This is a genomic window from Haloterrigena salifodinae (genome assembly GCF_003977755.1).
Classification (GTDB): domain Archaea; phylum Halobacteriota; class Halobacteria; order Halobacteriales; family Natrialbaceae; genus Haloterrigena; species Haloterrigena salifodinae.
Genome location: NZ_RQWN01000001.1, coordinates 1,590,892 through 1,611,875, shown reverse-complemented (window position 1 = coordinate 1,611,875; position 20,984 = coordinate 1,590,892). Strand labels below are relative to the sequence as shown.

Genomic DNA, 20,984 nt, shown 5'->3' with positions numbered 1-20,984 from the left:
GCGCGCAACGGGTGCTCCGTGGGCTCGCCAGTCGCGCTCTCAGCGGGCCAGCTGGACTGGTCGGCGCTCGAGTAACGCTTCGGCGATGGCCTGCTTCCGGTGGCTGGTCAGTACGTGGGTGTAGACGTCGGTTTCGGACTCCCCCACGAACGCACAGAGTGGGCAGGTTTCGATCTGGTCGGGCATCACGCAAACCAACGTCGAATGAACATAAGGCGGTTTCTAGGAGCGATATAGGACGGTTCCGGGATGACTATAGCACTACTGTGTCGGGCCGACGAACGGACGGCTAGTCGAGCGCTCACTTCGCCGATAAACTGGCCGAAGAGCGCGTTCACGGACGAACCGTTCGTCAAGTGGGTGCCTCGACGTGATTCGCCGTTGCCGGTATTGCAACTGTCCGTTCGAATCGTTCAGTCGTTTCGTTGGTACTTGTTGCGAAGCAGGATCGCAGTGCCGTTCATCATCAGCAAGACGATGAGCAGGACGAGGACCCCGGCCGCCAAGACGCCGTGATAGAAGTCCGGCTGGGCCAACCCCGCCCACGAGTAGAGTTGTCGCGGCATCGCGCTGAACAGCCCGTAGAACGAATCCGGTGAGATTCGAACGACTGCCGCGACGCCGACCATCAGTAGCGGCGCCGTCTCGCCGATCGCGCGGCCGAGCGCGAGGATCGTCCCGGTCAGAATACCGGGCATCGCCCGTGGCAGGACGACGCTGCGGGTCGTCTGCCACTTCGTCGCACCCATGCCGTATGCCGCCTGTCGCTGGGAGTCGGGGACGGACCGAATCGCCTCCTGGGAGGAGACGATGACGATTGGCAGAATGAGCAGCGCGACCGTCAGCCCGCCGACGATGACGATCCCAGGTCGTAACCCGCCCGACTTGACGAATAGGGTCAGGCCGAGCAATCCGTAGACCACCGACGGCACGCCGGCGAGATTCGCGATATTGATTTCGATGAGTTCGACGAACGATCCGAACACTCCCTCGTTCGGCGCGTACTCCTCGAGGTAGATCGCGGCGCCGATGCCCACGGGGAACGCTGCGATGGCGACGACGATGATCATCATCACCGATCCGACGAGCGCGGGATAGATCCCCGCTTCCCGCGGTGTCCGGTTGTGGGCAGTGGTCAAGAACTCCCAATTGAGCCAGATGTCTGGCCCGGCAAATCCGGCCATGTCGACGACGCCAGCGCAGATGACCGCGCCCGCTGCAAGTACGACCGGCAGCGCGAGCCCGGAGACGCCCTCACCGCGTCTGAACACACCTTCGACGTACAATCCGACGGGGACGCCGACGACCGTAGTCAGCAGGAGCCATGTCGTCCACGAGACGCCGACGAGCGGCCCGGAGATGACGCCGAGCGCGGCCGCGGCGACCGTCAAGCCACCGGCAATCAGGCCCGCGCGCTCGCTCTCGCGGGCGTGACGGACATACCAGCCGGTCACCAGCGCGACCGGAACCACGAACGTTCCTAGCAGCGATAATGGCGCCGCCGGGAGAACCGGAAGCGACAGGAGCAGTGACCGGACGCTCGGAACAAGTCCGGGGAGTCCGACGATCGTGAACACGATGACGAACGCGCTAATCGCGGCCCGCTCGAACGCGCCGGCTGCTCGAACCCGATCGTAGAGTTCGAGCACGCCGTACGCAACGAGCGCCGCGACCGTGAGGGCGAACCATTCGTGTGGGCTGACGATGTGTCTGAAAACGATGCCGACGCCGCCGGCGAGCAGCGTCGCGGCGATCGGTAGTCCGACCGCCGTGTACGCGACTTCGCCCGCTCGCGGATCGAAGCGGTAGTAGTAGACCGAGAGGGCGATCCCCGGGACTGCGACGGTCGTCGCGACCGTCGCCCACCAGCTCGGATCGGCCGACGCCGGTTCGATTGCGTCGACTGCGACGTAGACGAGGAACACGAACACGAGGAAGAGCGCGAGCAATGTGGCGCCGAGGCAGCTGGCTTTGAATAGCTGTCCACGGAGCTGACTCACCTGTCCGTCCGCACCGAACCAGGCGCCCGTCGACTCGTCGGTCGTCGCCATCAGCGGTTCACCTCCGTCGCGGTCGTGCCGTTTGCGGGGGTCGCTCGGTTCATTGGTATTCCTCCCGGTAGCGTGCGGCGATGTGGTTGCTGAGTAGATTCATGGTGAACGTGATCGCGAACAGCGTCAGCCCGATCGCGAACATGGAGTAGTAGCCGGGGGTTCCACCGGACAGGTCCGTCGTGACCGCCTGCACCATGGCGGCGGTCATCGTCTGGCCGGAGTTGAAGAGATTTGCAAACGGGTTCGACGGATCGAACATGCGCGCCATACTCCCGCCGGCGACGACGACGATCATCGTCTCACCGATCGCCCGCGAGAGCGCGAGGATGTACGACGAGAAGATCCCCGAGATCGACGCGGGGACGACGATCTTCGTCGTGACTTCGAACTTCGTGGCGCCGAGGCCGTACCCCGCCTGACGGAGCGAGTCCGGCACCGCGCTCATGGCGTCCTCGCTGATCGAGGAGACCATTGGGATGATCATGATCCCGACCATGATCGACGCGGAGAGCAGGTTAAACAGGCTCACCTCGAGTCCCAACTGCTGGAGCCACGGCGTCAGGTAGACGAGCGCGAAGAATCCGTAGACGACGGTTGGAATCCCCGCGAGGATTTCGAGCGCCGGTTTCAGCACTGACCGCATTCGATCGCTGGCATACTCGCTCAGATAGACCGCGGCGGCGGTGCCGATCGGTATTGCGACGAGCGCCGAGACGATCGTCACGGTAAGCGTGGCGCTCACCAGCGGCAGGACCCCGAGAACCGGGTCTTCGCTCCGAAGGACCCACCTCGTTCCGGTGAAGAACGAGTACGGGTCGATCATTTGGAAGAATTCGATGGTGTCGATCGCCAGCGTGACGATGATGCTGATCGTAACGAAAACTGTCAGTGTCGCACACCCAAATAACAGTCCGTGGTACAACCGTTCCTTTGCGTTCCGTGCGTTCGCCGATTGCGTAAGATCGGCTTCTATCGATGTCTCACTCATTTTCTATTCGGTCTCCTCCGAAAAATCGAATCGGTTGCCCGCGTTACTCGCTCGTCGCGTCTTCGAGTTTGCTCATGTTCTCGTCGACCATATCCTGGTTCGATGGGACGTAGCCGACCTCGTCGGCGATCCAGTCAGCGCTCGAGTTCTCGAGGTAGAACTCGACGAAGTTGTAGACCGGATCGCGACTGAGAGATTCCTCGGCGGGGTAGATGAACAGCGGTCGGGCCAGCGGATATGAACCCTCCTTGGCCGCCGACAGACTCGGAGCGGTAGGCTCGTCATCTTCACTCTCTGCGATCTTGAGGGCCTTGACGCGGTCCTCGTTTTCGGAATAGTAGGCGTAGCCGAAGTATCCCATCGCGTACTGGCTGTCCTCGAGGCCCTGAATGATGGTGTTGTCATCCTCGGTTCCCTCGTACTCGGTCCGGTGGCTGCCACCGTTGACGTTCGCGGTGAACCAATCATAGGTCCCTGAGGTCGTGGCGGGACCGTAGAGCTTGATTTCTTCGTCGGGCCAGTCGGACTCGACGTCGGACCACGTGGTGACACTGTCGTCGCTCCAGATCTGTGCCAGCTGGTCGAAGGTCATACTATCGACCCAGTCGTTGTCGTTGCTGACAGCCACTGTGAGCGCGTCGCCACCGATCTCCATCTCGATCGGCGTGACGTTGTTCCCGGCACAGCGGTCCTCCTCCTCTGACTTGATCTGGCGCGATGCGCCGTTGATGTCGGCGTCTCCGGGACAGAAGTGGTTCTCGAAGCCGCCACCGGTACCGGTCGGGTCGACCGTGACGTTGACGTCCGAGTTCTCGTCCATGAACCGCTGTGCCATCTCGTCAGAGATCGGGAAGACGGTACTCGAGCCCTTGACGATAACTTCGCCACCGCTCTCCTCATCGGTCGTTTCACTGCAACCTGCAATAGCAGCCGTACCCATAGCACCGGTCGCGGCGATGAACTTCCGCCGCGATACTGCGTCGTGTCCGAACTGGTTGTCTGCCATCACCAGAAGCCAGCCACAGTTCATAAAAAAGCGATGCTATGACTAATATATATTCGTACGTAGTTATATATCTCAATATTGGCTAATCGGTACGCCAGTTGAATTCGGCATATATGGGCACCCCCAGGGGCTGAAAACGCCCATCTCCTCGTTTCCCTTCACGACCAACGTTCCGTCTAACTGCGCAACAATTCTCCAACTACGGTCGAAATGACGATTCTATATACCCGAGTCGGACCAGCGATTCGGAACCGGAGTCGGATCGCACGGTACGATCCGATCCGGCTACACGTCCTCGAGTTCGTCGAACAGCGACGTTACCCGTCGTTCGACCTCGTCGCGGATCTCGCGAACCCGGTCAGGGTTCTTCCCACCGGGATCCTCGAGCGCCCAGTCGCGGACGTCGACGTCCGCGCCGACCGTCCCGACGTCCAGGGTCGAACAGCCCATCGTCGCGACGTAGTCGCAGGATCGTAGTTCGGCTTCCGTGATCTCCCGCGGCGTGCGATCGGAGAGGTCGAAGCCGGCGTCGGCCATCGCCTCGAGGACGCCGTCGTGGACCGCATCGGCGGGATCGGTCCCGCCGGTCAGGATCTCGACGCGGTCCTTGAGGCCGCGGGCCTCGCGTTCGCGCTCGGCGAAGGCGGTGGCCATCTGGGAGCGCCCGGCGTTGCGGACGCACAGCAGGGCGATACGGGTCGTGTCGGTGGAATCGGTAGTGGATGACATCGATGTTGGGAGCGGTTAGTCGTCAGTGGGGGTCTCTCGAGTCGGTGCGGTCGGTTCGCCGGCGTCGTGGCCGCCCCAGTCCAGGTTCCGCTGGAAGTACAGCGCGACGTGGACCAGCGCGAGCAACACGGGGACCTCGATGAGCGGGCCGACGACGGTCGCGAAGGCGACGCTGGAACTGACGCCGAAGACGGCGACCGCGACGGCGATCGCGAGTTCGAAGTTGTTCGAGGCCGCGGTGAAGCCGATCGCGGTCGTCGTCGAGTAGTCTGCGCCGACGCCCCGGCCCATGCCGAAGCTCACGAGGAACATGACGACGAAGTAGATCGTCAGCGGGACGGCGATCAACAGCACGTCCGCGGGCGCGGCGACGATGTTCTCGCCCTGTGTGGCGAACATCACGACGATGGTAAACAGTAGGGCGACCAGCGTAAGCGGATCGATCGTCGGGACGAACTCCTCGTCGTACCACTCCTCGCCCTTCGCTCGCGTGCCGACGTATCGGGTGAGGATTCCTCCTGCGAAGGGGATGCCGAGGAAGACGACGATCGCCCAGAACACCTGCTTGGGCGTCACGTTGAACGTCGTGATTTCGGCGGCGAGCGACTCCATGCCGAGCACCGGCGGCAGGAACAGGGCGAAGAACCAGACGTAGACGCCGTAGGTGACGATCTGGAAGAGGCTGTTGAAGGCGACCAGCCCGGTCACGTACTCGGTCGATCCCTCCGCCAGTTCGTTCCAGACGAGCACCATCGCGATACACCGGGCCATCCCGATGAACACGAGTCCCAGGAAGTACTCGGGTCGTGCGGGCAAGCCGGGGACGAGTCCGCTGAAGAAGAAGACCGCGAGCCCGAACATCAGCGTCGGGCCGATCAGCCAGTTCTGGACGAGGCTCAACCCGAGCACGCGCCAGTTGCGAAACACCGTCGGCAGCCGTCCGTAGTCGGCCTTCGCCAGCGGCGGGTACATCATGGCGACGAGTCCGACCTCCACGAGGTGGAGGTCCTGAATCGGCTCGGTCACCGACGGCGCCACGTAGCCGAGGCCGACGCCGACAGCCATCGCGGCGAAGATCCAGACGGTCAGATACTTGTCGAGGAAGTCCATCGACCGCGGATCGCCGCAGGCCTCGCAGTCGCAGTTCGGTCCGTGTTCGTGCGTCGCGTTACTCATCGGTTACCCCGTCGTCCACGCGCTCGCCAGTCACGTCTCCCACGCTCCCCTCGAGGACCGTCACGAGCGCGACGGCGCGGTTGGTCGCGCGGTACTTCTTCCAGCGGCCGTCCTTCCGGGCGTCGACCAGCCCCGCGTCGACGAGGTTCGAGAGGGCGTGGCTGAGCCCGCTCTCGCTGACGTCGACGACCGCGTTGAGCTCGCAGACGCATAGCTCCTCGCCGGCCGCCACGAGGACGCGAACGAGCGTGTAGCGCGTCTCGTTGGCCAGCGCCGAGAGTACGTCCAGTTCAGTTTCGACTCGAGCCGTCCCGATCGTCTCCTCGAGCGCGTCGAGCTCCTCGAGGCGACACTCGAGGTCCTCGCTTCGGCACTCGCCGAGCTCGTCCTCAAGGTATCGCTGTAGTCGGTCCGTCGCTTGTGCCATCGAGACCGAGTTGAGCAGCTATTCAATTAACTATTCCGGTTGTTACGCACCTCGGCTGAACCGTAGGGATGATATCCCAGATATTAGTCGTCACGAGAAGCCTTTTACTTGAGCATTTTCTAAACCATTCCATGGGAACAGACCAAGCCGACGAACCGCGTCCTGTTCGAACGACTCCCGCTCGAGCGAGCGAGAGCGGTCGACAGCAACGCGACGGAACGGCGTTTACCGGCGCGTTCGGAACGAAAACGGGGAGTTCGGACCTCCTCTTCGTCGAGGGACAGCTCCCGGAATCCGACGGCCGGCTCCGGGTCGACGAGCCGCCGTCCCGACAGCTCGAGCGGTGTCTAGCGAACCTCGAGTCGGAACTGGAGCGGCGCGGCCGCACGGCGGACGACGTGCTCAAGCTGACGCTTTACCTGGCGGAGATGGACGCCTACGAGGACGTCGACGAGACGTACCAATCGTACTTCGACGAGACCCACCCGGCGCGGACGACCGTCGGCGTCTGCGACCTCCTCGGCGGCGCGGCCGTGACCGTCGATGCCGTGGTCGCGATCGAGTAACCGACGTTCGAGGCGCGGCTCAGTAGATCAGTTCGTCGTCGTTTTCGACCATGTACAGCGTCCGCGCGGCGATGTTGACCGCGTGGTCGCCGACCCGTTCTAGGTCCCGGATCGTCAGCAACATTCGCGAGACCTCGTCGGAGAGCGCGTCGGGCGTGAGCCCGATCTCCGCCTCGAGTTCGGTCTCGAGGAGGTCCCGGACGACGAACTCGCTGGCGCTCTCACAGCGGCGGTCGATTTCGTCGTCCTCGGCCGCGACGTCGCGGGCGCCGGCCGCGTCGTCGGCGGCGTAGGCCGCCATCGCCGCCTCGACCATCTCGACGACCCGCTCGCCGATGTAGCCGATGTCGACGTCGGCGTAGCGCCGCCGTTCGGCCCGCCGGGCGTACTCGGCGAGGTTGACGGCGAGGTCGGCGATCCGTTCGAGGTCGGTGATGATCTTGAACGAGGCGGCGACGACGCGCAGGTCGGTGGCGACCGGCTGCTGGAGCGCGACCAATTCGATACACGCCTGCTCGAGCTCGAGGTAGCGGTCGTTGATCGCGTGATCGCCCGTGATCACGGCGGTCGCGAGGTTGTCGTCTTGGGTCTCGAGGGCCGCCAGCGCGCGCTCGAGGCGCTCGCAGACGCGGTCGCTCATCTCGAGGACGTCCTCGCGCAGCCGCTGGAGTTGCCGCTGGTACTCGTCCCGGGGCATCGCCAGTCAGCCGAACTTACCGGTGATATAGTCCTCGACGCGGTCGTGCTCGGGATTTTCGAAGATCTTCTCGGTGTCGTCGAACTCGACGAGTTCGCCGCCGGTGAGGAAGACCGCCGTCTTATCGGAGATGCGGGCGGCCTGTTGCATGTTGTGGGTGACGACGACGACGGTGTACTCCTCAGATAACTCCTCGATCAGCTCCTCAATCTTCGCCGTGGCGATCGGATCCAGCGCCGACGCCGGCTCGTCCATCAGGAGGACCTCCGGGTCGGGGGCGATCGCGCGGGCGATACAGAGGCGCTGTTGTTGACCGCCCGAGAGATCTAGTCCGCTCGAGTCGAGTTGATCCTCGACTTCCTCGAGTAAGGCCGCTCGCTCGAGAGCCTGTTCGACCTTCGCGTCGACGTTTTCGTCTTTCCCCTGGACCTTCAGCCCGAAGGCGACGTTGTCCCGAATGCTCTTCGGGAACGGGTTGGGCTTCTGGAAGACCATCCCGATCTTCCGGCGTAAGGCGACGGGGTCGACGTCGTCGTCGTAGACGTTCTTCCCGTTGAAGTCCAGAGCCCCGTTGACGCGGGCGATGTCGATGAGGTCGTTCATGCGGTTAATCGAGCGCAGGAACGTCGACTTCCCACAGCCCGACGGCCCGATGAGCGCGGTTACCTCCCCCTCGGGGATCTCCATGTCGATGCTCTGGAGCGCCTGATCGTCCCCGTAGTAGACGTCGAGATCCTGTGCCTCGAGCGCGATTGATTCCGGATCGGTTCCGGCTCGCGTCTCGGTCGTCGACTCCGGTTCCGCGACCGTCTCGTCGGGAGCGTGCAGTGACCCGGTCGGTGCGTCCAATCCCATTTGGGTCCGCTACCGCTGGGGTAACTAAATACTCCGCTATGTTTTCTATATATGGATATATTTGTGTACTGTTGTGGGGGTATGGGTATGTTTTGGTGTAGACAGATCATACGAGAATATAGCGACATTGGGGCCAAATACGCGACTATAGGATTTCTCAATAGACTCGGGTAGATTTATGTTGTATCCATAGAAAGCGCCACGTATGGAGACCCGAAAGGTCCAGGTGACCGGCGGATCGACGTACACGGTGTCGCTTCCGAAGACGTGGGCTACCGAGAACGATATCAGTAGCGGCGCGACGGTCGAGATCTACTCGGAGGACGATACGCTGCTCGTCACTCCCCAGCGCGAGGCCGACCACCAGGAGGGGACGCTCGACGTCTCCACCCTCGAGGACGAACAGCTCGTCCGGGCCGTCCTGACGATGTACGTCAGCGGCTTCGACGTCATCCGCCTCGAATCGGGCCGCATCACGACCGACCAGCGACGGGCGATCCGCAGCGCCGTGCAGGGACTGGTCGGCGTCGAGGTCGTCGAGGAGGGAACGGAGAGCGTCGTCATTCAGGACCTGCTCGACTCCTCGGAGCTGTCGATCGTCAACGCGGTGACGCGCATGCGCCTGATCGCGACCTCGATGCTCGAGGACGCCGTCACGGCGCTGGTCGAGAACGACGACGACATCGCCCAGGACGTCATCGAGCGCGACGACGACGTCGACCGCCTCTTCCTCGTCGTCTCGCGGATCTTCCGCGCGACGCTGCGTTCCCCGCGGGCCGCGGAGGGACTCGGCGTCTCCCGCGAGGACTGCTTCGACTTCCACTCGAGCGCTCGCCAGCTCGAGCGGGTCGCCGACCACGCCGTCAAGATCAGCCAGATCGCGAAGAAGCTCGACGAGATCCCCGAGCGCGTCGCCGAGGCGCTGCTGGAGGTTCACGCCGACGTCGAGACGATCCTCGAGAAATCGATGGACGCGCTGTTCGCCGAGGACACCGACGAAGCGACCGACCTCGGCCACGACGCCCTCGCGTCGGTCCGCGACATCGACGAACACACCCGCCGCATCGACGACATGCTCCGTGAACTCGAGCCGGTGCAGGCCCAGTCGCTGGGGCTGATCGTCGACTCGCTGTCCCGGAGCGCCGACTACGGCGGCAACATCGCTGAGACGGCCCTCCAGAAGGCCGCGCCGCGGCCGTAGCGCCCGCCGACTCCCCCGCGAGTTCCGTTTTGCTCCCCGCTTTCCGTGACGGGTCCGTCTCCGTCGCATCCGCCGGCAGCGCGTGGGGCACTCAGAGCGCGAGCAAACTCGACGGGACGAAGACGCTTACGACGACGGCCGTCGTCGGCGCGACCACCACCTGCGTCCCGAAGCTCTCGAGTTGCGGAGGCGGGTGGACTAGCAGCGCCGCGAACGCGCCCGCAGCGGTGAGCGCGTTCCCGAGCAGCGCGCTGCCGATCCCGACGACCGCGGTCTCGAGTGCCGCGAGCGTACCGACCGGGTGGCTGTCCCGCGCCCCGACGCGCTTTTCTCGAGCGAGTCCCTTTCCACGCGTACCCGTGTCCGCGTCCGTCTCGGAGTTCGCGTTCGAACTCGAACTGTGCGCCCGTCTCGAGGGGCGCCGCGAGGGAATCGTCGCCCGCCAGCTCGGCGCGAGCGTCGCCGATCCCGGCGGACGGATCCTCGACGTCGTCCGCGTCGAGCCCAGCCCCGAGTTTGACGAGCGCGCCGCGATCGCGAGCGAGGCGATTCCCGACGCGGCGATCGCGGCCGACGTCGGCACCGGCCGGGCTCGCTACTGGAAGGACGCCTTTGACTGCCACCCGGATCGCGCGCGGCGAGCGATGGAGCGCGCCTGCGAGATCGGCTTCTTCGAACGCGAACTCCGGAACGGGCGCGACTACGTCCGACAGACCGCCCGCTACCCCGACTGGTACGACCGTATCGTCGGCATCGAGAACAAACCCGATCTCGAGCGGCCGGGCGACCTCGAGGCCCAGTTGCGGACCGACGTCAGCCTCGCGCTGGTCGACGAGATCGTGCTGGCGACCGAGAGTTACGTTACGCGCGCGCACCTGCACAGAATTCCGGACGAGGTCGGCGTCTGGCGGGTCCACCACGACCCCGACGCGTCGTCGCTCGAGATCGAGGTCGTCCGCGAGCCGACGCGGCTTTCCGTCGACCGGCCGGGGATCGAGCCGCTCGAGTCCCACCCCGGCCGGACCGAGATCGACGTCGTCGACGCCGACGCGAAGGCGCGAGCGCGCCGGCGCCTCGCCGAACGCGCCTACGGCAAGGGCTGGCGGACCTACGACTTCCCCGACTGCAGGGCCTGCCGCCCGGACGACTCGAGCGGCGCGACGCTGCCGTACTGCGCGTGGAAGGGACGCGTCGTCGACGCGCGGTCGGAGTGCGGTCCGTCCTGCGAGGGGTACGATCCCCGGTCGTCGGACTCCGAATCGGCGGCATCGGACTCCGGAGTCGACCTCGAGGCCGAACGCGACCGTCGAACGCCCTGGGTGGCAGAGCCGGAGGGGAGACGACGTCGGCAGTCCGGACTCGACCAATTCGGCTGAGTCTGGCCGTTTGGTGAGAGAACCAGCGAGACTCGTCGTTCAACCCCCGTGGTAGCTAGCTTAAGCTGTTGGGTGGGGTATGAATACACATGCCACGGAAGACACTCGTTCCGGTCGACGGGTCACCACAGGCCGACGCGGCGTTTCGATACGCGCTGGAAGAGTTTCCGGAGGCGAATATTACCGTACTACACGTAATCCAGCTCCCGAAGGGCTACTGGTCGGTTCTAGCCGAGTCGGAAACGGAGTTCCCCGGACATGAGCGAGCGGAGGAGCACGCTCGCACGCTCTTCGAAGCGGCCGAGAACACTGCATCCTCCTTCGACCATCCCGTCGATACGACGATCGAACGAGGTGATCCGTCACGGGAAATCGTCGACTACGCAATCGCGAACGACGTCGAGCAGATCGTAATGGGAAGTCACGGACGGCAAGGCGCCAGTCGGCTCCTGTTCGGCAGTGTCGCGGAAAAAGTCGTTCGACGCGCGCCGATGACCGTCGTCGTCGTCCACGAGGCTAGCTGATCGTCCCACCCCGAGAAATAACTCGAGTGAGTGCCCGCGGGCGGGGACCGCTACTCCGCGCTTCCGGCCGCTACTCGTCGTCGTTCTCGCCGCTCTTGACGACCCGGAACCCGCCGGTGAACTCCTCGCCGTCGGCGTCGCGGCTGCCGTAGCGATACGCGCCCGGGACCGTAAAGAGGCGATCGAACTCGTCGCCGCTGGATCGCTCCTCGACCGTCTCTTCGTCCACCTCCTGGTCCCAGATACACTGCTCGGGGATGTCGATCGGGTAGGGCTCCGTACTCGAGCCCTTCCACTGCCAGACGAGGAGCGTCTCCGGATCGATCTCGAACGCCGCGGGTTCGAAGCCCCCTCCCTCTGGATCGACGGTGATCGTCACCTCCTCCTTGCCGGTGTGATCCTCGAGATCGACCTCTTCGAGGGCCGCCGACGCGTTTCGCTCCGTCGTCTCGTTCGACTCGTCGGCTCCGTCCGAGCCGCCGTCGGATTCGGTGGAAGCGTTGGCGCCGTCCGAACTGTCGGGGTTGTCGGAACCGCTCCCGTCCTCACCGAGACAGCCCGCAATCGCGGCGACTGCCGCGGTCGTTCCGACCACGCGCCGTCTGGTCCACTCCATAGGAATCGATGCGACTTCGAGACCCTTGAGGGTCGGGCCGGCAACGGTCCGGCGACGAGAAGCAGACGGAGGGTTCGGCGGATCGCCCGAGTTCGGCTCCGTTGCCGTTACCGATCGGCGACGACGGCGGGGAGCGTGAACGTAAAGGTCGCTCCCGTTCCCGGTTCGGACTCGACCCAGATGCGCCCGTCGTGGCGGTCGACGATCCGCTGACAGAGCGCCAGTCCGATCCCGGTTCCCTCGTACTCCTCGTGGCTGTGCAGGCGCTGAAACACGTCGAAGATCCGCTCCTGATCGTCCGGTTCGATCCCGATCCCGTCGTCCTCGACGGCCACCCGCCACTCCGTCCCGTCGCGTTCCGCCCTGATGTGGATCTGCGGCGGCTTGTCGCCGCTGAACTCGATCGCGTTCGACAGCAGGTTTTGGAACACCTGTCGGAGCTGGTCTGGATCGCCGGAGACGCGGGGGAGCGCTTCGGCCGTAATGCGGGCGTCGCGCTCGTCGATCTTCACCTGGAGGTCCGCGAGCGCCTCCTCGAGGAGGGCGTCCAGATCCGTCGGCTCCAGCGGGTTCCCCTCGCTGTCGACTCGGGAGTACTCGAGGAGGGCGTCGATCATGCTGCGCATGCGATCGGCGCCGTCGACGGCGAACTCGAGGAACTCGGTGGCGTCGCCGTCGAGGTCGTCGCCGTACCGAGCCTCGATCAACTTGAGGTAACTCGAGACCATCCGCAGGGGCTCCTGCAGGTCGTGGCTGGCGGCGTAGGCGAACTGCTCGAGCGATTTGTTGGACTCCTCGAGGCGGGTGATGTAGCGGCGCAGTTCCGCCGACTGGTTACGCCGAACGAGAAGGGTATTGATCCGCCGGAAGAGGGGATCCGGATCGATCGGCGCGTCGACGACGTCGTCGACGAGCAGCGGCGAGTCGCGGGTCTCCGGGTCCGGCAGCGAGATCCGAACCGTGCTGTCCCGGCGGCGAATGAGGACCACCGGACAGAAGACGGGATCGTTCGATTCGACGCGTTCGCGGAGCGCGGCGTGGTACTCGGGGAACGTGCGGTCGTCGACGAGGTAGAGGTCCGCGTCGCTAACCGACCGGTCCGTGATGACCTCGTACTGGTCGCCGAGGAGTTCTCGGACCGCGGCGCGGTTCCCCCGTTCTCCGATGAGCAGTTGAATGGTGCCCTCACTTGGTTTCATGTGTGGTGAGTTGATAGAGGGTCGCTTACGAACGGTCGAGGCGGCTGATATCGGACGGATCGTCGGTTCGAGGCGTTCCCTGCAGAATGCCGGAGAGTCCGGTCAGCGGGTCGCCGACGCGGATCCCGTCTTCGGCGATCTCGAACTCGCGTAAGGTGTGTTCGAACCCGCCGGTGCGCTTTTTCAGGACGCCGACGACCTTCCGGAGGCTGCCGTCCATCTCGACGTAACTCAGGAACGCGATGTTGTCGGCGACGTAACTCAAGTTGCTGTCCGTCGCGCTCGAGATGCCCGTGATCTCAGCGATCTCGTTGGTGATCAACACCGTCACGCCGCGACTCTTCAGGTACCGCGTGAGTCCGTGAAGTTCCCGGATCAACTCCGTCTCGTCGCCGCGAATAGAGACCATGTAGCCGCCGATCCCGTCGATCATCACGATATCCGTCTCCTGGTGGTCGATCTGCTGTTTGACCATGTGTGCGAACTCCTCGCTCGAGAGCGCGCGCGGTTCGATTTCGGTCGTCGACAGCGTTCCTTCCTCGCGGAGCCTCGAGACGGGAATGCCGATGGATTCCGAGCGGTGTTCGTACGTCCGGGCATCCTCCTCGAAGAGATAGATCGCCGACTTGAGTCCGTCCTCGGCCGCCTTCGCCAGGAACTGCGTCCCGATAGAGGTCTTTCCGGCGCCCGTCGGCCCGCTGATGAACGTCACGGTCCGTTGGTCGAAGCCGCGACCGATCAGGTCGTCGAGTCCGTCGATGCCAGACCGGAGCAGGCGCGATTCGAACTGCCGGTCGGTCCGCTCAGGCACGAGTTGCGGATAGACCTCGATCCCGTCGTCGCGGATCTCCATGCCGTGATCGCCCTCTCGCTGCCCGAGCGCGCGGTGTTTCGGGACCTGAACCCGGCGCCCGTCCGCACCCCGATCCAGTTCGATGATCCCGTCGCTGAGCGATCGGATCTCCGTGTCGTACTCCTGCTCCGGTGACCGCGTCGCGGTGGTAATGACCGTCACTTCCCCCTGCTTGAGAAACCGCATAAACGAGAGGATCCGCTTGCGGAACTGGTGGTCGTTCGCTTCGACGTAACGCAACTGCGTGATCGGATCGATGACGACGCGGTCCGGGTCGATCTCGCGGATTGCGTCGTGGATGTCCTGCGTGTACCGCTCCCGCTCGATGTCGCTCGGATTCACTAGATCGTACGAGTAATTCTCGGTGAAGAACTCGGAGTCCGGCCCGAGATCGAGAAACGCCGCCTCAGAGATATCGATGCCGACTGCCGCTCCGTTCGCGAGAATCTCCTCGCGAGACTCCTCGCCGTGAATGAACAGCACCGTCTCGTCGTTCCGGAGACCTTCCTCGAGGAAGTGCATCCCGAGCAGGGTCTTTCCCGTCCCGGGCTTTCCCTGCACGAGATACATCCGACCGGTGACGAGGCCGCCACAAAGGAGTTCGTCGAGACCGTCGACCCCGCTCCGTATCGATGTAACGCGAGAATCCATACACCCGTTCACGAGATTGGACGTAATGAATGGATTCCTTCGCGAACCGAATGACAGCGGCCGTACCGGTATTTTAGCGCGAATTACCGGCAGTATTATACTCGGTCGGCGGTCGGGAGCGAGCTACAGTTCGTACTGTTCGCCGTCGACCGCCAGGGGTTCCTCGAACGCCTCGTCGGCGGGGTAGTAGTGGGCGAGGTGGACCAGCCGCGTCCGTTCGGCGTTCAGTTTGGCGGCCAGATCGAGGGCGCCCTCTCGAGTCATGTGCTTCGTCCCGAACGTCCGGGGGACGCCGTCGTCGGTCTCGTGGCGCCCGCCGGCGGGGTGGTACTCGCAGAGGTGGGCGGGGACGATGGCGTCGGCCAGCAGCAGGTCCGGATCGGCCAATACCTCCCGGGACGCCTCGGGAACGTTGTAGCTCGTATCGCCGGTGATCGAGAGCTTCGCGCCGGTCACGGGATCTTCGATCGCGAGTCCGTAACAGACCAGCGGCGGGTGTTCGACCGGCACCAGGGTGACGTCGAACCCGCAGACGTGAATCGTCTCGAGTGGCGTCGTCGGGCGGACCTCGAGCGGATCGAGGTAGTGGTAGTCGTTGCGGACTGTCTCCGCGACGCTCTTTCCCGTCTGCGGGTCGGTCTCGTCGGCGGCATAGACGGAAAGCGAGTCGAAGACGCGGAAGACGTTGCCGAGTCCGTCGAGGTGGTCGAAGTGGATGTGGGTGATGACGGCGGCGTCGGGAAGCGGCACGTCCTCGCGGAGGAACTGGTACCGAAAGTCCGGGCTGAAGTCGATCAGCAGCGACTCGTCGACCCGTTCGTTCTCGACGTGGACGGAAAACCGGGTGCGCTCGACGCCGCGCTCGCGGGCGGCCTCGCAGGTGTCGCAGTCGCAGCCGACGGTCGGCGTGCCGGTGGTGTCGCCGGCGCCGAGCAGGGTTATGCGCATCGCTACGCCCACCTCGATGGGGAGACTTCGGCGGGCGCGAGCTGCGTTGCGGTCCGGTCCTCGAGGCCGTCGACTCGTCGTCGCGGGTGCGGACGGATCGCGTTGCCGTCGGCCGCCGCGTCGTCCTGTGGCGATCCATCGCTCATCGAGGTGTGATTAGCAGCCGTTGCATAAAGGGTATTCCCCGCGGAACCGGCACCCGGACCCGACGTCTCCTCTCGGTTGGGGCGGTCGGCGGTGTCAAATCCGCTCACTCGAGTCCCGGCGGCGCCACCGGCTCGATGCCGCGCTCGGCGAGATACTCCTCGAGGAAGGCCGCACGCTCGCCGATCTCGTTCGGGCGGTGGGAGTCCGTGCCGACGGTGACCGAGACGTCGTGGGCCCGCAGCGTCTCGAGGAACGGGTCAGAGGGGTGGACAAGCGCCACGTCGGAGACCGCTCGCCCGGCGTTGATCTCGGGGATCGTTCGCGAGTCTGCGAACGCTTCGGCCACGCGTTCGTAGTGGTCCGTCGTCGCCCGCCCGCGAAGCGGGGCGGTCCGCTCGATCAGATCGAGGTGGGCCGCGACGTCGAACAGCTCCGACTCGACGAGCGAGACGAGGGTCTCGAAGTAGTCGTCGACGATCCCGTCCAGCTCCGCCTCGGTTAGCTCCGCGAAGTTGCTCGGGACCTGGACGTTCTTCCCGTCGACGCCGTGGACGCTCCCGATCGTGTAGTCGAAGTTCGCCTCGGCGAGGAACTCGCGGATCTCGCTCTCGTCTCGCGGGTCGTAGTCCATCTCGACGCCGTCGTAGATCTCGATCGAGACGTCCTCGCGCTTGCGCTCCGTCTCGATCGCTTGGCGGCGACGCTCGTAGGTCAGATCCAGATTGAAGCCGTAGACGTTCCGGACGGTCGCGGGTTCCTCGCGGGACGAAACCGTGCAGTGGTCGGTGAACCCGATCCCCTCGAGGCCGGCCGCTGCCGCGGCCTGTACCATCCCGCGCAGAAATTCCCCGTCGGAGTAGTTCGTGTGGGCGTGGAAATCCCTCATACGGGTACGACACGGAGCGAGCAGTTGACAGTTACGCAGGCCAACGTCCCGCGGGACTCACGGATGCGACGCGTCGCGAGCAGACGTCAGAATATCGGTCGGCTGCGGACGGATTCAGAATATCGGTTGACCGCTGACAGCGGTCAGTGGTCGTGATCGTGGTCGTGGTCGTGGTCGTGTGAGTGACCGCTCGGCTCGCCCCCGTCGCTCGCCTTCCCGAGGTCGCCGCCGGCGACCAGCGCGTCGTGGTCGCCGCCCATCATGTCCATGTTCTTCAGCGTGTCCCGCTCCTCGAACTCCTCGACGGCGTTGAGCAGGTCCTCCTGGGTCAACGTCGTCCGGTCCTCGGTCAGGGCCTCGAGGACGGCCTCGCGGAGCACCATCCGGAGGTCGCTGCCGGTCAGCCCCTGCGTGGCCTCGGCGATGAGGTGGGGATCGAACTCGTCGATCTCCATCCGGCGGGTGATCAGCGAGAGGATGTCCGCCCGCATGTTGTTGTCGGGCTTGGGGAAGTTGATGATCTCGTCGAAGCGCCGCCAGGCGGCGTCGTCCAATTGATCGGGGTGGTTGGTCGCGCCGATCAGCAGGACGTCGTCCTCGATCAGCGAGATGTTGTCGATGCTCTTGAGCAGGGTGTTGACGGCGCGCTTGAGCGCGGCGTGTTCGTCGCTGCTGCGGGTCTTGGCGACGAAGTCGAACTCGTCGATAAAGAGGATACAGGGCGACAGTCGCTTGGCGACCTCGAAGGTCTTGTCGACGTTCTTGGCCGTCTCGCCCAAGTACTGGCTCGTGATCATCGAGAGTTTGACCTCGACGAACGGCAGGTCCATGTCCTGGGCCAGCGCCTGGGCGGTCGAGGTTTTCCCGGTGCCCGGCGGGCCGACGAACAGCAGCTTCCCGATCTCGCGCAGGCCGATGTTCGAGAGGTAGTCGCGGTGTTCGATCGCCTTCGAGATCTTGTCGAGTTCGTTCTCTTGATCCTCGGTCAGCACGAGGTCGTCGAGGGACATGTCGACCTCCTCGGGGGCCCGAACTTCGACGAGATCCAGCATCTCCTCGTCTTCCTCCTCGTCGAAGTACTCCTCGAGGAGGCCGTCGATCCAGACCCGATCGGCCTGGATCGGCCGGTTTTCCTCTCGCGCTTCCTCGTGGGTGACGTCGAACGTCTCGCCGAACTCCTCGTGTTCGGCGAAGTGTTTCGCCAGCGTCGGGTTCTCGCGCAGTCGGTCGTCGTCGACGCGCTCGGCGAACCATTTCTCGGCCATCCCCTGCTGGGCGAGGGTGATCGTCCCCGAGAACTCGTCGCGCTCGGTGAACATCAGCTCCGAGACGGCCTCCCACGGCCGACTGACGTCGGTCGCCTCCCGGGCCGTCGTCGTCGTCACCGAGAGCGGACGACTGATGCCGGCGGGAGTGCGTCCCGACTCGCTGTCATCGTCGTCGTCGCCGTTCTCGACGCCGCCGGTCCAGAACACACGGCGATACGACGGCGGCAGATCGTTCTCGTCCAGCGTTCGGTCGTCCGAATACACGCTCGTCGTGAGCAGGAACTCCACGACATCGAGCGCCGCATCACTCATTCGGTCAACGTACTCACCACACGTTCTTAACGTCGTCGTCCTGCGCAAGGTCTGCGCCACCGTTTGGCACAGTCTCACTCGCACTCGAGTAGCCGTTTCGAGCCGCCGCGTACCCGACCGCGGCACAACGGTTTTCGTCCACCGGCGCACATGCATGGATATGAACGTCTTAGTGGGCCTCGTCGGGAGCGACGAATCCCTCAAAACGCTCCGACAGACGATCGAGCGCACGCGGGAGGTCGGGGACGACCTCACCGTCGCCGTCGTCGAAAAGCCCGAATCGAAACGCTCGCAGGAGGAAATGGTCGAACGGACCGAAGAATTGCTGATCGAGACCGGCATTGACGCCGAGATCGTCACCCTCGAGGGCGACCCCGGCAGCGCGCTAGTCGACCACACCGAACAGGGCGAGTTCGACCAGCTCGTGATCGGCGGCGGCACCCTGAGCCCGATGGGCAAGATCCAGCTCGGCCCGATCACCGAGTTCGTCCTGCTGAACGCCCCGACGACCGTCAAACTGGTGCGATAACGATGGCCGGAACGAGACCGTATCCGGACGGCCCGGCCGGACCGTTCCCCTCGCCGCCGACGACGGTCGAGGACCGAGAGGGCCGCTCGATCGAGATCCGGGCCACGAACGACTTCGAGGAGACGCTTGCGGACGTCGTCGAGATGTACGTCGCGTTCGACCCCACTGACCGCGCCCAGGGGATCCCGCCGACCGGCGAGTCGCGCATTCGCAACTGGCTCGAGACGATCGCCGAGGAGAGCGTCAACGTCGTCGCCGTGGTAGGCGACGACGTCGTCGCCCACGCGATGCTCGTCCCCGACACCGACGATCCGTCGGCGATCGAGGACCACAGCGACGTCGAGTGGGAACTCGCCATCTTCGTCCTGCAGGAGTTCCAGCGGGCCGGAATCGGGACGAAACTGCTCGAGCACCTGCTCGGTCACGCCGGCGACATCGGGATCGAACAGGTCTGGCTGACCGTCGAGCGCTGGAACAACCCCGCAATCGCGCTCTACGAGCGGGTCGGCTTCGAGGCGACCGGCACGGAGAGCTTCGAACAGGAGATGGCGATCCGGCTGTAGCGAACGGACGTCTCTCTGCAGCCTCGACGATCGGATCGCGGGTCTCCGCGGTCTCGTCCGCGAACTCGGTCTCGAGAATTCGATCTACCCGGCCGTCGGGAACCCGTTGCGCTCCCCAGAAAATCACTGCCTGAGAACCGTCCCGAACTTATATCGAGAAAGCCGGTGTCGTATCGGATGCAGTCGGCGTGGCGGTGGTGTAGCGTAACACACGCCCGTTCCACGGGTGTGCCGAAGGTTCGAATCCTTCCCGTCACATCCCTTTTCGCGGTTCGTTACTCGTCCGAGATCGACGCGTCGCGGAGCGATGTCGGTGAAACTCCTCGCCCCACTCCGCAGAGTCCGGTGCTCAGTTTCATCACTGTCTCTGCGAACTCACACTGACAGGACCGGCTGGCTCGCGTAGGAGAGCACGTACTCGGCGGCCCGCTCGAGGACTTCGGCCGACGCGGTTTCGGTGACCGGCTCCCTTGGAAGGACGATGAAGTCGGCGTCGACGGCGTCGGCGGTATCGAGGACGACGTTTCCAGGGTGGCGCGTCTTGCGCGTCTGCGAGAAGCCGTCGTCGACGGAGGTCACGAGCGGGACGTCCGCCTCGTCCGCGATGATCCTGATGTCCGCAAAGAATCCCTTCGTGTCCTCCGCGACGTCGTCCTCCTCGAGCGTGCCGGCGTTCATTCCCTGCACGACGCCCCTGCCGAGTACGTACAGGGCGTGGACTTCGGCGTCGTAGCGGTCGGCGACTGCGACGGCGTACTCGACGGCGGTGGCGGACTCCTCGCTCCCGTCGACCGGCGCGAGTACAGTGTCGACGGTAACCGGCTCACTGGCGACCATACGCGGTGGTGTGTCCCCCGTCACAAAAAAGCCACCCCCACGACTGCCCGCTCGCGGGGCGGAGCCGCCGGTGTTTAAGCCATCTCGGCTGTAACCCCCGTGCATGTTCGATACGGTCGTGGTCGCCACCGACGGCTCCGAGAGCGTCAAGCGAGCCGTCGACGTCGCGCTCGATCTCGCCGACCGCTTCGACGCCGAGGTCCACGCGCTCTCGGTCGTCGACGCCAGCGAGGTCGACGCCTCACCCCAACAGCTCCGGGCGGAACTACGGACCGCCCTCGAGACGACCGCCGACGCCGCGCTCGCGACGGTCGAGGAGCGAGCCGACGCGGACCTCGATATCGACACCGCCGTCCGCGAGGGCCGGCCAGCCGCCCAGATCTGCGAGTACGCCCGCGAGATCGACGCCGATCTGGTCGCGACCGGGACCCGCGGTCGCCACGGCGAGAACCGGCTGCTGCTGGGGAGCGTCGCCGAGCGGGTCGTCCGCACCTCGCCGGTGCCCGTCCTGACGGTTCGACAACTCGATCCCGCCGGTGAAGGTGACGACGACGAGGCGGTCGGCGCCGCCTGAGC

At 64.8% G+C, this 20,984-nt stretch carries 24 protein-coding genes and 1 tRNA gene; 8 read left to right on the top strand and 17 right to left on the bottom strand.

Going from position 1 to position 20,984, the window contains the following annotated elements:
• Nucleotides 1-39: 39 nt before the first annotated feature.
• From EH209_RS23965 to EH209_RS08040, 7 genes are all read right to left on the bottom strand, one after another.
• Nucleotides 40-186, bottom strand: a complete 147-nt coding sequence (locus tag EH209_RS23965; protein ID WP_164722012.1) for a hypothetical protein — start codon at nt 184-186, stop codon at nt 40-42.
• Nucleotides 187-413: 227 nt separating this feature from the next.
• A complete protein-coding gene (gene pstA / locus EH209_RS08065) occupies nt 414-2,051 on the bottom strand; it encodes a phosphate ABC transporter permease PstA (protein WP_126662355.1) in 1,638 nt (545 codons plus the stop codon).
• Nucleotides 2,052-2,100: 49 nt separating this feature from the next.
• Nucleotides 2,101-3,042 carry a phosphate ABC transporter permease subunit PstC gene (gene pstC, locus EH209_RS08060; RefSeq protein WP_126662354.1) on the bottom strand — a complete coding sequence of 314 codons (942 nt, stop codon included), beginning with the start codon at nt 3,040-3,042 and terminating at the stop codon, nt 2,101-2,103.
• A gap of 43 nt (nt 3,043-3,085) precedes the next feature.
• On the bottom strand, nt 3,086-4,048 hold the full coding sequence (locus tag EH209_RS08055) for a PstS family phosphate ABC transporter substrate-binding protein (RefSeq protein WP_126662353.1): 963 nt from the start codon (nt 4,046-4,048) through the stop codon (nt 3,086-3,088).
• A 285-nt stretch (nt 4,049-4,333) separates the two neighbouring features.
• Nucleotides 4,334-4,777 (bottom strand): arsenate-mycothiol transferase ArsC, encoded by a 444-nt coding sequence (locus tag EH209_RS08050; RefSeq protein WP_126662352.1) that lies wholly within the window; start codon nt 4,775-4,777, stop codon nt 4,334-4,336.
• Nucleotides 4,778-4,792: 15 nt separating this feature from the next.
• Nucleotides 4,793-5,953 (bottom strand): ACR3 family arsenite efflux transporter, encoded by a 1,161-nt coding sequence (arsB, locus tag EH209_RS08045; RefSeq protein ID WP_126662351.1) that lies wholly within the window; start codon nt 5,951-5,953, stop codon nt 4,793-4,795.
• Nucleotides 5,946-6,380, bottom strand: a complete 435-nt coding sequence (locus EH209_RS08040; protein ID WP_126662350.1) for an ArsR/SmtB family transcription factor — start codon at nt 6,378-6,380, stop codon at nt 5,946-5,948. The genes arsB and EH209_RS08040 overlap by 8 nt, the downstream gene beginning before the upstream one ends.
• A 131-nt stretch (nt 6,381-6,511) precedes the next feature.
• Between EH209_RS08040 and EH209_RS08035 the strand changes: the two genes are divergently transcribed.
• Entirely contained in the window at nt 6,512-6,946 is a 435-nt protein-coding gene (locus EH209_RS08035; protein ID WP_126662349.1) for a RidA family protein, read from the top strand.
• 19 nt (nt 6,947-6,965) lie between these two features.
• Here the strand turns inward: EH209_RS08035 and phoU are convergent, their stop codons facing one another.
• Nucleotides 6,966-7,643, bottom strand: coding sequence for a phosphate signaling complex protein PhoU (phoU, locus tag EH209_RS08030; protein WP_126662348.1), 678 nt, complete (start codon nt 7,641-7,643; stop codon nt 6,966-6,968).
• A gap of 6 nt (nt 7,644-7,649) precedes the next feature.
• On the bottom strand, nt 7,650-8,498 hold the full coding sequence (gene pstB, locus EH209_RS08025; protein WP_126662347.1) for a phosphate ABC transporter ATP-binding protein PstB: 849 nt from the start codon (nt 8,496-8,498) through the stop codon (nt 7,650-7,652).
• A 205-nt stretch (nt 8,499-8,703) separates the two neighbouring features.
• On the opposite strand from pstB, the gene EH209_RS08020 reads away from it, so the two are divergent.
• From EH209_RS08020 to EH209_RS08005, 3 genes are all read left to right on the top strand, one after another.
• Entirely contained in the window at nt 8,704-9,699 is a 996-nt protein-coding gene (locus tag EH209_RS08020; protein WP_126662346.1) for a phosphate signaling complex PhoU family protein, read from the top strand.
• A gap of 359 nt (nt 9,700-10,058) precedes the next feature.
• Nucleotides 10,059-11,075, top strand: a complete 1,017-nt coding sequence (locus EH209_RS08010) for a DUF5787 family protein (RefSeq protein WP_126662345.1) — start codon at nt 10,059-10,061, stop codon at nt 11,073-11,075.
• 89 nt (nt 11,076-11,164) lie between these two features.
• Complete coding sequence (locus EH209_RS08005) at nt 11,165-11,599, top strand: universal stress protein (protein WP_126662344.1); 435 nt, start codon at nt 11,165-11,167, stop codon at nt 11,597-11,599.
• Nucleotides 11,600-11,669: 70 nt separating this feature from the next.
• Here EH209_RS08005 and EH209_RS08000 read toward each other — a convergent pair whose 3' ends face one another.
• The 7 genes from EH209_RS08000 to EH209_RS07975 form a co-directional block, all read right to left on the bottom strand.
• Complete coding sequence (locus EH209_RS08000; RefSeq protein ID WP_126662343.1) at nt 11,670-12,215, bottom strand: hypothetical protein; 546 nt, start codon at nt 12,213-12,215, stop codon at nt 11,670-11,672.
• Nucleotides 12,216-12,322: 107 nt separating this feature from the next.
• Entirely contained in the window at nt 12,323-13,414 is a 1,092-nt protein-coding gene (locus EH209_RS07995) for a sensor histidine kinase (protein WP_126662342.1), read from the bottom strand.
• Nucleotides 13,415-13,439: 25 nt separating this feature from the next.
• Nucleotides 13,440-14,918: a gas vesicle protein GvpD gene (locus EH209_RS07990; protein ID WP_126662341.1), complete on the bottom strand. Its 1,479-nt coding sequence runs from the start codon at nt 14,916-14,918 to the stop codon at nt 13,440-13,442.
• Nucleotides 14,919-15,041: 123 nt separating this feature from the next.
• Nucleotides 15,042-15,866 carry an MBL fold metallo-hydrolase gene (locus EH209_RS07985; protein WP_126662340.1) on the bottom strand — a complete coding sequence of 275 codons (825 nt, stop codon included), beginning with the start codon at nt 15,864-15,866 and terminating at the stop codon, nt 15,042-15,044.
• Between the two features lie 2 nt (nt 15,867-15,868).
• Complete coding sequence (locus EH209_RS23960) at nt 15,869-16,012, bottom strand: hypothetical protein (protein WP_164722011.1); 144 nt, start codon at nt 16,010-16,012, stop codon at nt 15,869-15,871.
• A gap of 104 nt (nt 16,013-16,116) precedes the next feature.
• Nucleotides 16,117-16,899 carry a histidinol-phosphatase HisJ family protein gene (locus EH209_RS07980; protein ID WP_126662339.1) on the bottom strand — a complete coding sequence of 261 codons (783 nt, stop codon included), beginning with the start codon at nt 16,897-16,899 and terminating at the stop codon, nt 16,117-16,119.
• Between the two features lie 143 nt (nt 16,900-17,042).
• On the bottom strand, nt 17,043-18,479 hold the full coding sequence (locus EH209_RS07975) for an ATP-binding protein (protein ID WP_126662338.1): 1,437 nt from the start codon (nt 18,477-18,479) through the stop codon (nt 17,043-17,045).
• 160 nt (nt 18,480-18,639) lie between these two features.
• Between EH209_RS07975 and EH209_RS07970 the strand changes: the two genes are divergently transcribed.
• The 3 genes from EH209_RS07970 (at nt 18,640) to EH209_RS07960 (ending at nt 19,829) form a co-directional block, all read left to right on the top strand.
• Complete coding sequence (locus tag EH209_RS07970; RefSeq protein WP_126662337.1) at nt 18,640-19,008, top strand: universal stress protein; 369 nt, start codon at nt 18,640-18,642, stop codon at nt 19,006-19,008.
• 2 nt (nt 19,009-19,010) lie between these two features.
• Nucleotides 19,011-19,571: a GNAT family N-acetyltransferase gene (locus tag EH209_RS07965; protein ID WP_126662336.1), complete on the top strand. Its 561-nt coding sequence runs from the start codon at nt 19,011-19,013 to the stop codon at nt 19,569-19,571.
• Between the two features lie 188 nt (nt 19,572-19,759).
• Nucleotides 19,760-19,829: transfer RNA gene (locus EH209_RS07960), tRNA-Gly, on the top strand.
• Nucleotides 19,830-19,946: 117 nt separating this feature from the next.
• Here the strand turns inward: EH209_RS07960 and EH209_RS07955 are convergent.
• Nucleotides 19,947-20,408, bottom strand: a complete 462-nt coding sequence (locus EH209_RS07955; protein WP_126662335.1) for a universal stress protein — start codon at nt 20,406-20,408, stop codon at nt 19,947-19,949.
• Between the two features lie 103 nt (nt 20,409-20,511).
• Here EH209_RS07955 and EH209_RS07950 point away from each other — a divergent pair, with 103 nt between their 5' ends.
• Complete coding sequence (locus EH209_RS07950) at nt 20,512-20,982, top strand: universal stress protein (RefSeq protein ID WP_126662334.1); 471 nt, start codon at nt 20,512-20,514, stop codon at nt 20,980-20,982.
• Nucleotides 20,983-20,984 lie beyond the last annotated feature (2 nt).

Excerpts from the sequence above, each read along its gene's own strand:
- arsB (WP_126662351.1), bottom strand. The coding sequence starts at position 5,953 with ATGAGTAACGCGACGCACGAACACGGACCGAACTGCGACTGCGAGGCC.
- EH209_RS07950 (WP_126662334.1), top strand. The coding sequence starts at position 20,512 with ATGTTCGATACGGTCGTGGTCGCCACCGACGGCTCCGAGAGCGTCAAG.
- EH209_RS08005 (WP_126662344.1), top strand. The coding sequence starts at position 11,165 with ATGCCACGGAAGACACTCGTTCCGGTCGACGGGTCACCACAGGCCGAC.
- pstC (WP_126662354.1), bottom strand. The coding sequence starts at position 3,042 with ATGAGTGAGACATCGATAGAAGCCGATCTTACGCAATCGGCGAACGCA.
- EH209_RS07995 (WP_126662342.1), bottom strand. The coding sequence starts at position 13,414 with ATGAAACCAAGTGAGGGCACCATTCAACTGCTCATCGGAGAACGGGGG.
- EH209_RS07985 (WP_126662340.1), bottom strand. The coding sequence starts at position 15,866 with ATGCGCATAACCCTGCTCGGCGCCGGCGACACCACCGGCACGCCGACC.
- pstB (WP_126662347.1), bottom strand. The coding sequence starts at position 8,498 with ATGGGATTGGACGCACCGACCGGGTCACTGCACGCTCCCGACGAGACG.
- EH209_RS08055 (WP_126662353.1), bottom strand. The coding sequence starts at position 4,048 with ATGGCAGACAACCAGTTCGGACACGACGCAGTATCGCGGCGGAAGTTC.
- EH209_RS08020 (WP_126662346.1), top strand. The coding sequence starts at position 8,704 with ATGGAGACCCGAAAGGTCCAGGTGACCGGCGGATCGACGTACACGGTG.
- EH209_RS08050 (WP_126662352.1), bottom strand. The coding sequence starts at position 4,777 with ATGTCATCCACTACCGATTCCACCGACACGACCCGTATCGCCCTGCTG.
- EH209_RS07965 (WP_126662336.1), top strand. The coding sequence starts at position 19,011 with ATGGCCGGAACGAGACCGTATCCGGACGGCCCGGCCGGACCGTTCCCC.
- EH209_RS07970 (WP_126662337.1), top strand. The coding sequence starts at position 18,640 with ATGAACGTCTTAGTGGGCCTCGTCGGGAGCGACGAATCCCTCAAAACG.
- EH209_RS08035 (WP_126662349.1), top strand. The coding sequence starts at position 6,512 with ATGGGAACAGACCAAGCCGACGAACCGCGTCCTGTTCGAACGACTCCC.
- phoU (WP_126662348.1), bottom strand. The coding sequence starts at position 7,643 with ATGCCCCGGGACGAGTACCAGCGGCAACTCCAGCGGCTGCGCGAGGAC.
- EH209_RS23960 (WP_164722011.1), bottom strand. The coding sequence starts at position 16,012 with ATGAGCGATGGATCGCCACAGGACGACGCGGCGGCCGACGGCAACGCG.
- pstA (WP_126662355.1), bottom strand. The coding sequence starts at position 2,051 with ATGGCGACGACCGACGAGTCGACGGGCGCCTGGTTCGGTGCGGACGGA.
- EH209_RS07990 (WP_126662341.1), bottom strand. The coding sequence starts at position 14,918 with ATGGATTCTCGCGTTACATCGATACGGAGCGGGGTCGACGGTCTCGAC.
- EH209_RS07955 (WP_126662335.1), bottom strand. The coding sequence starts at position 20,408 with ATGGTCGCCAGTGAGCCGGTTACCGTCGACACTGTACTCGCGCCGGTC.
- EH209_RS08000 (WP_126662343.1), bottom strand. The coding sequence starts at position 12,215 with ATGGAGTGGACCAGACGGCGCGTGGTCGGAACGACCGCGGCAGTCGCC.
- EH209_RS23965 (WP_164722012.1), bottom strand. The coding sequence starts at position 186 with ATGCCCGACCAGATCGAAACCTGCCCACTCTGTGCGTTCGTGGGGGAG.
- EH209_RS07975 (WP_126662338.1), bottom strand. The coding sequence starts at position 18,479 with ATGAGTGATGCGGCGCTCGATGTCGTGGAGTTCCTGCTCACGACGAGC.
- EH209_RS07980 (WP_126662339.1), bottom strand. The coding sequence starts at position 16,899 with ATGAGGGATTTCCACGCCCACACGAACTACTCCGACGGGGAATTTCTG.
- EH209_RS08040 (WP_126662350.1), bottom strand. The coding sequence starts at position 6,380 with ATGGCACAAGCGACGGACCGACTACAGCGATACCTTGAGGACGAGCTC.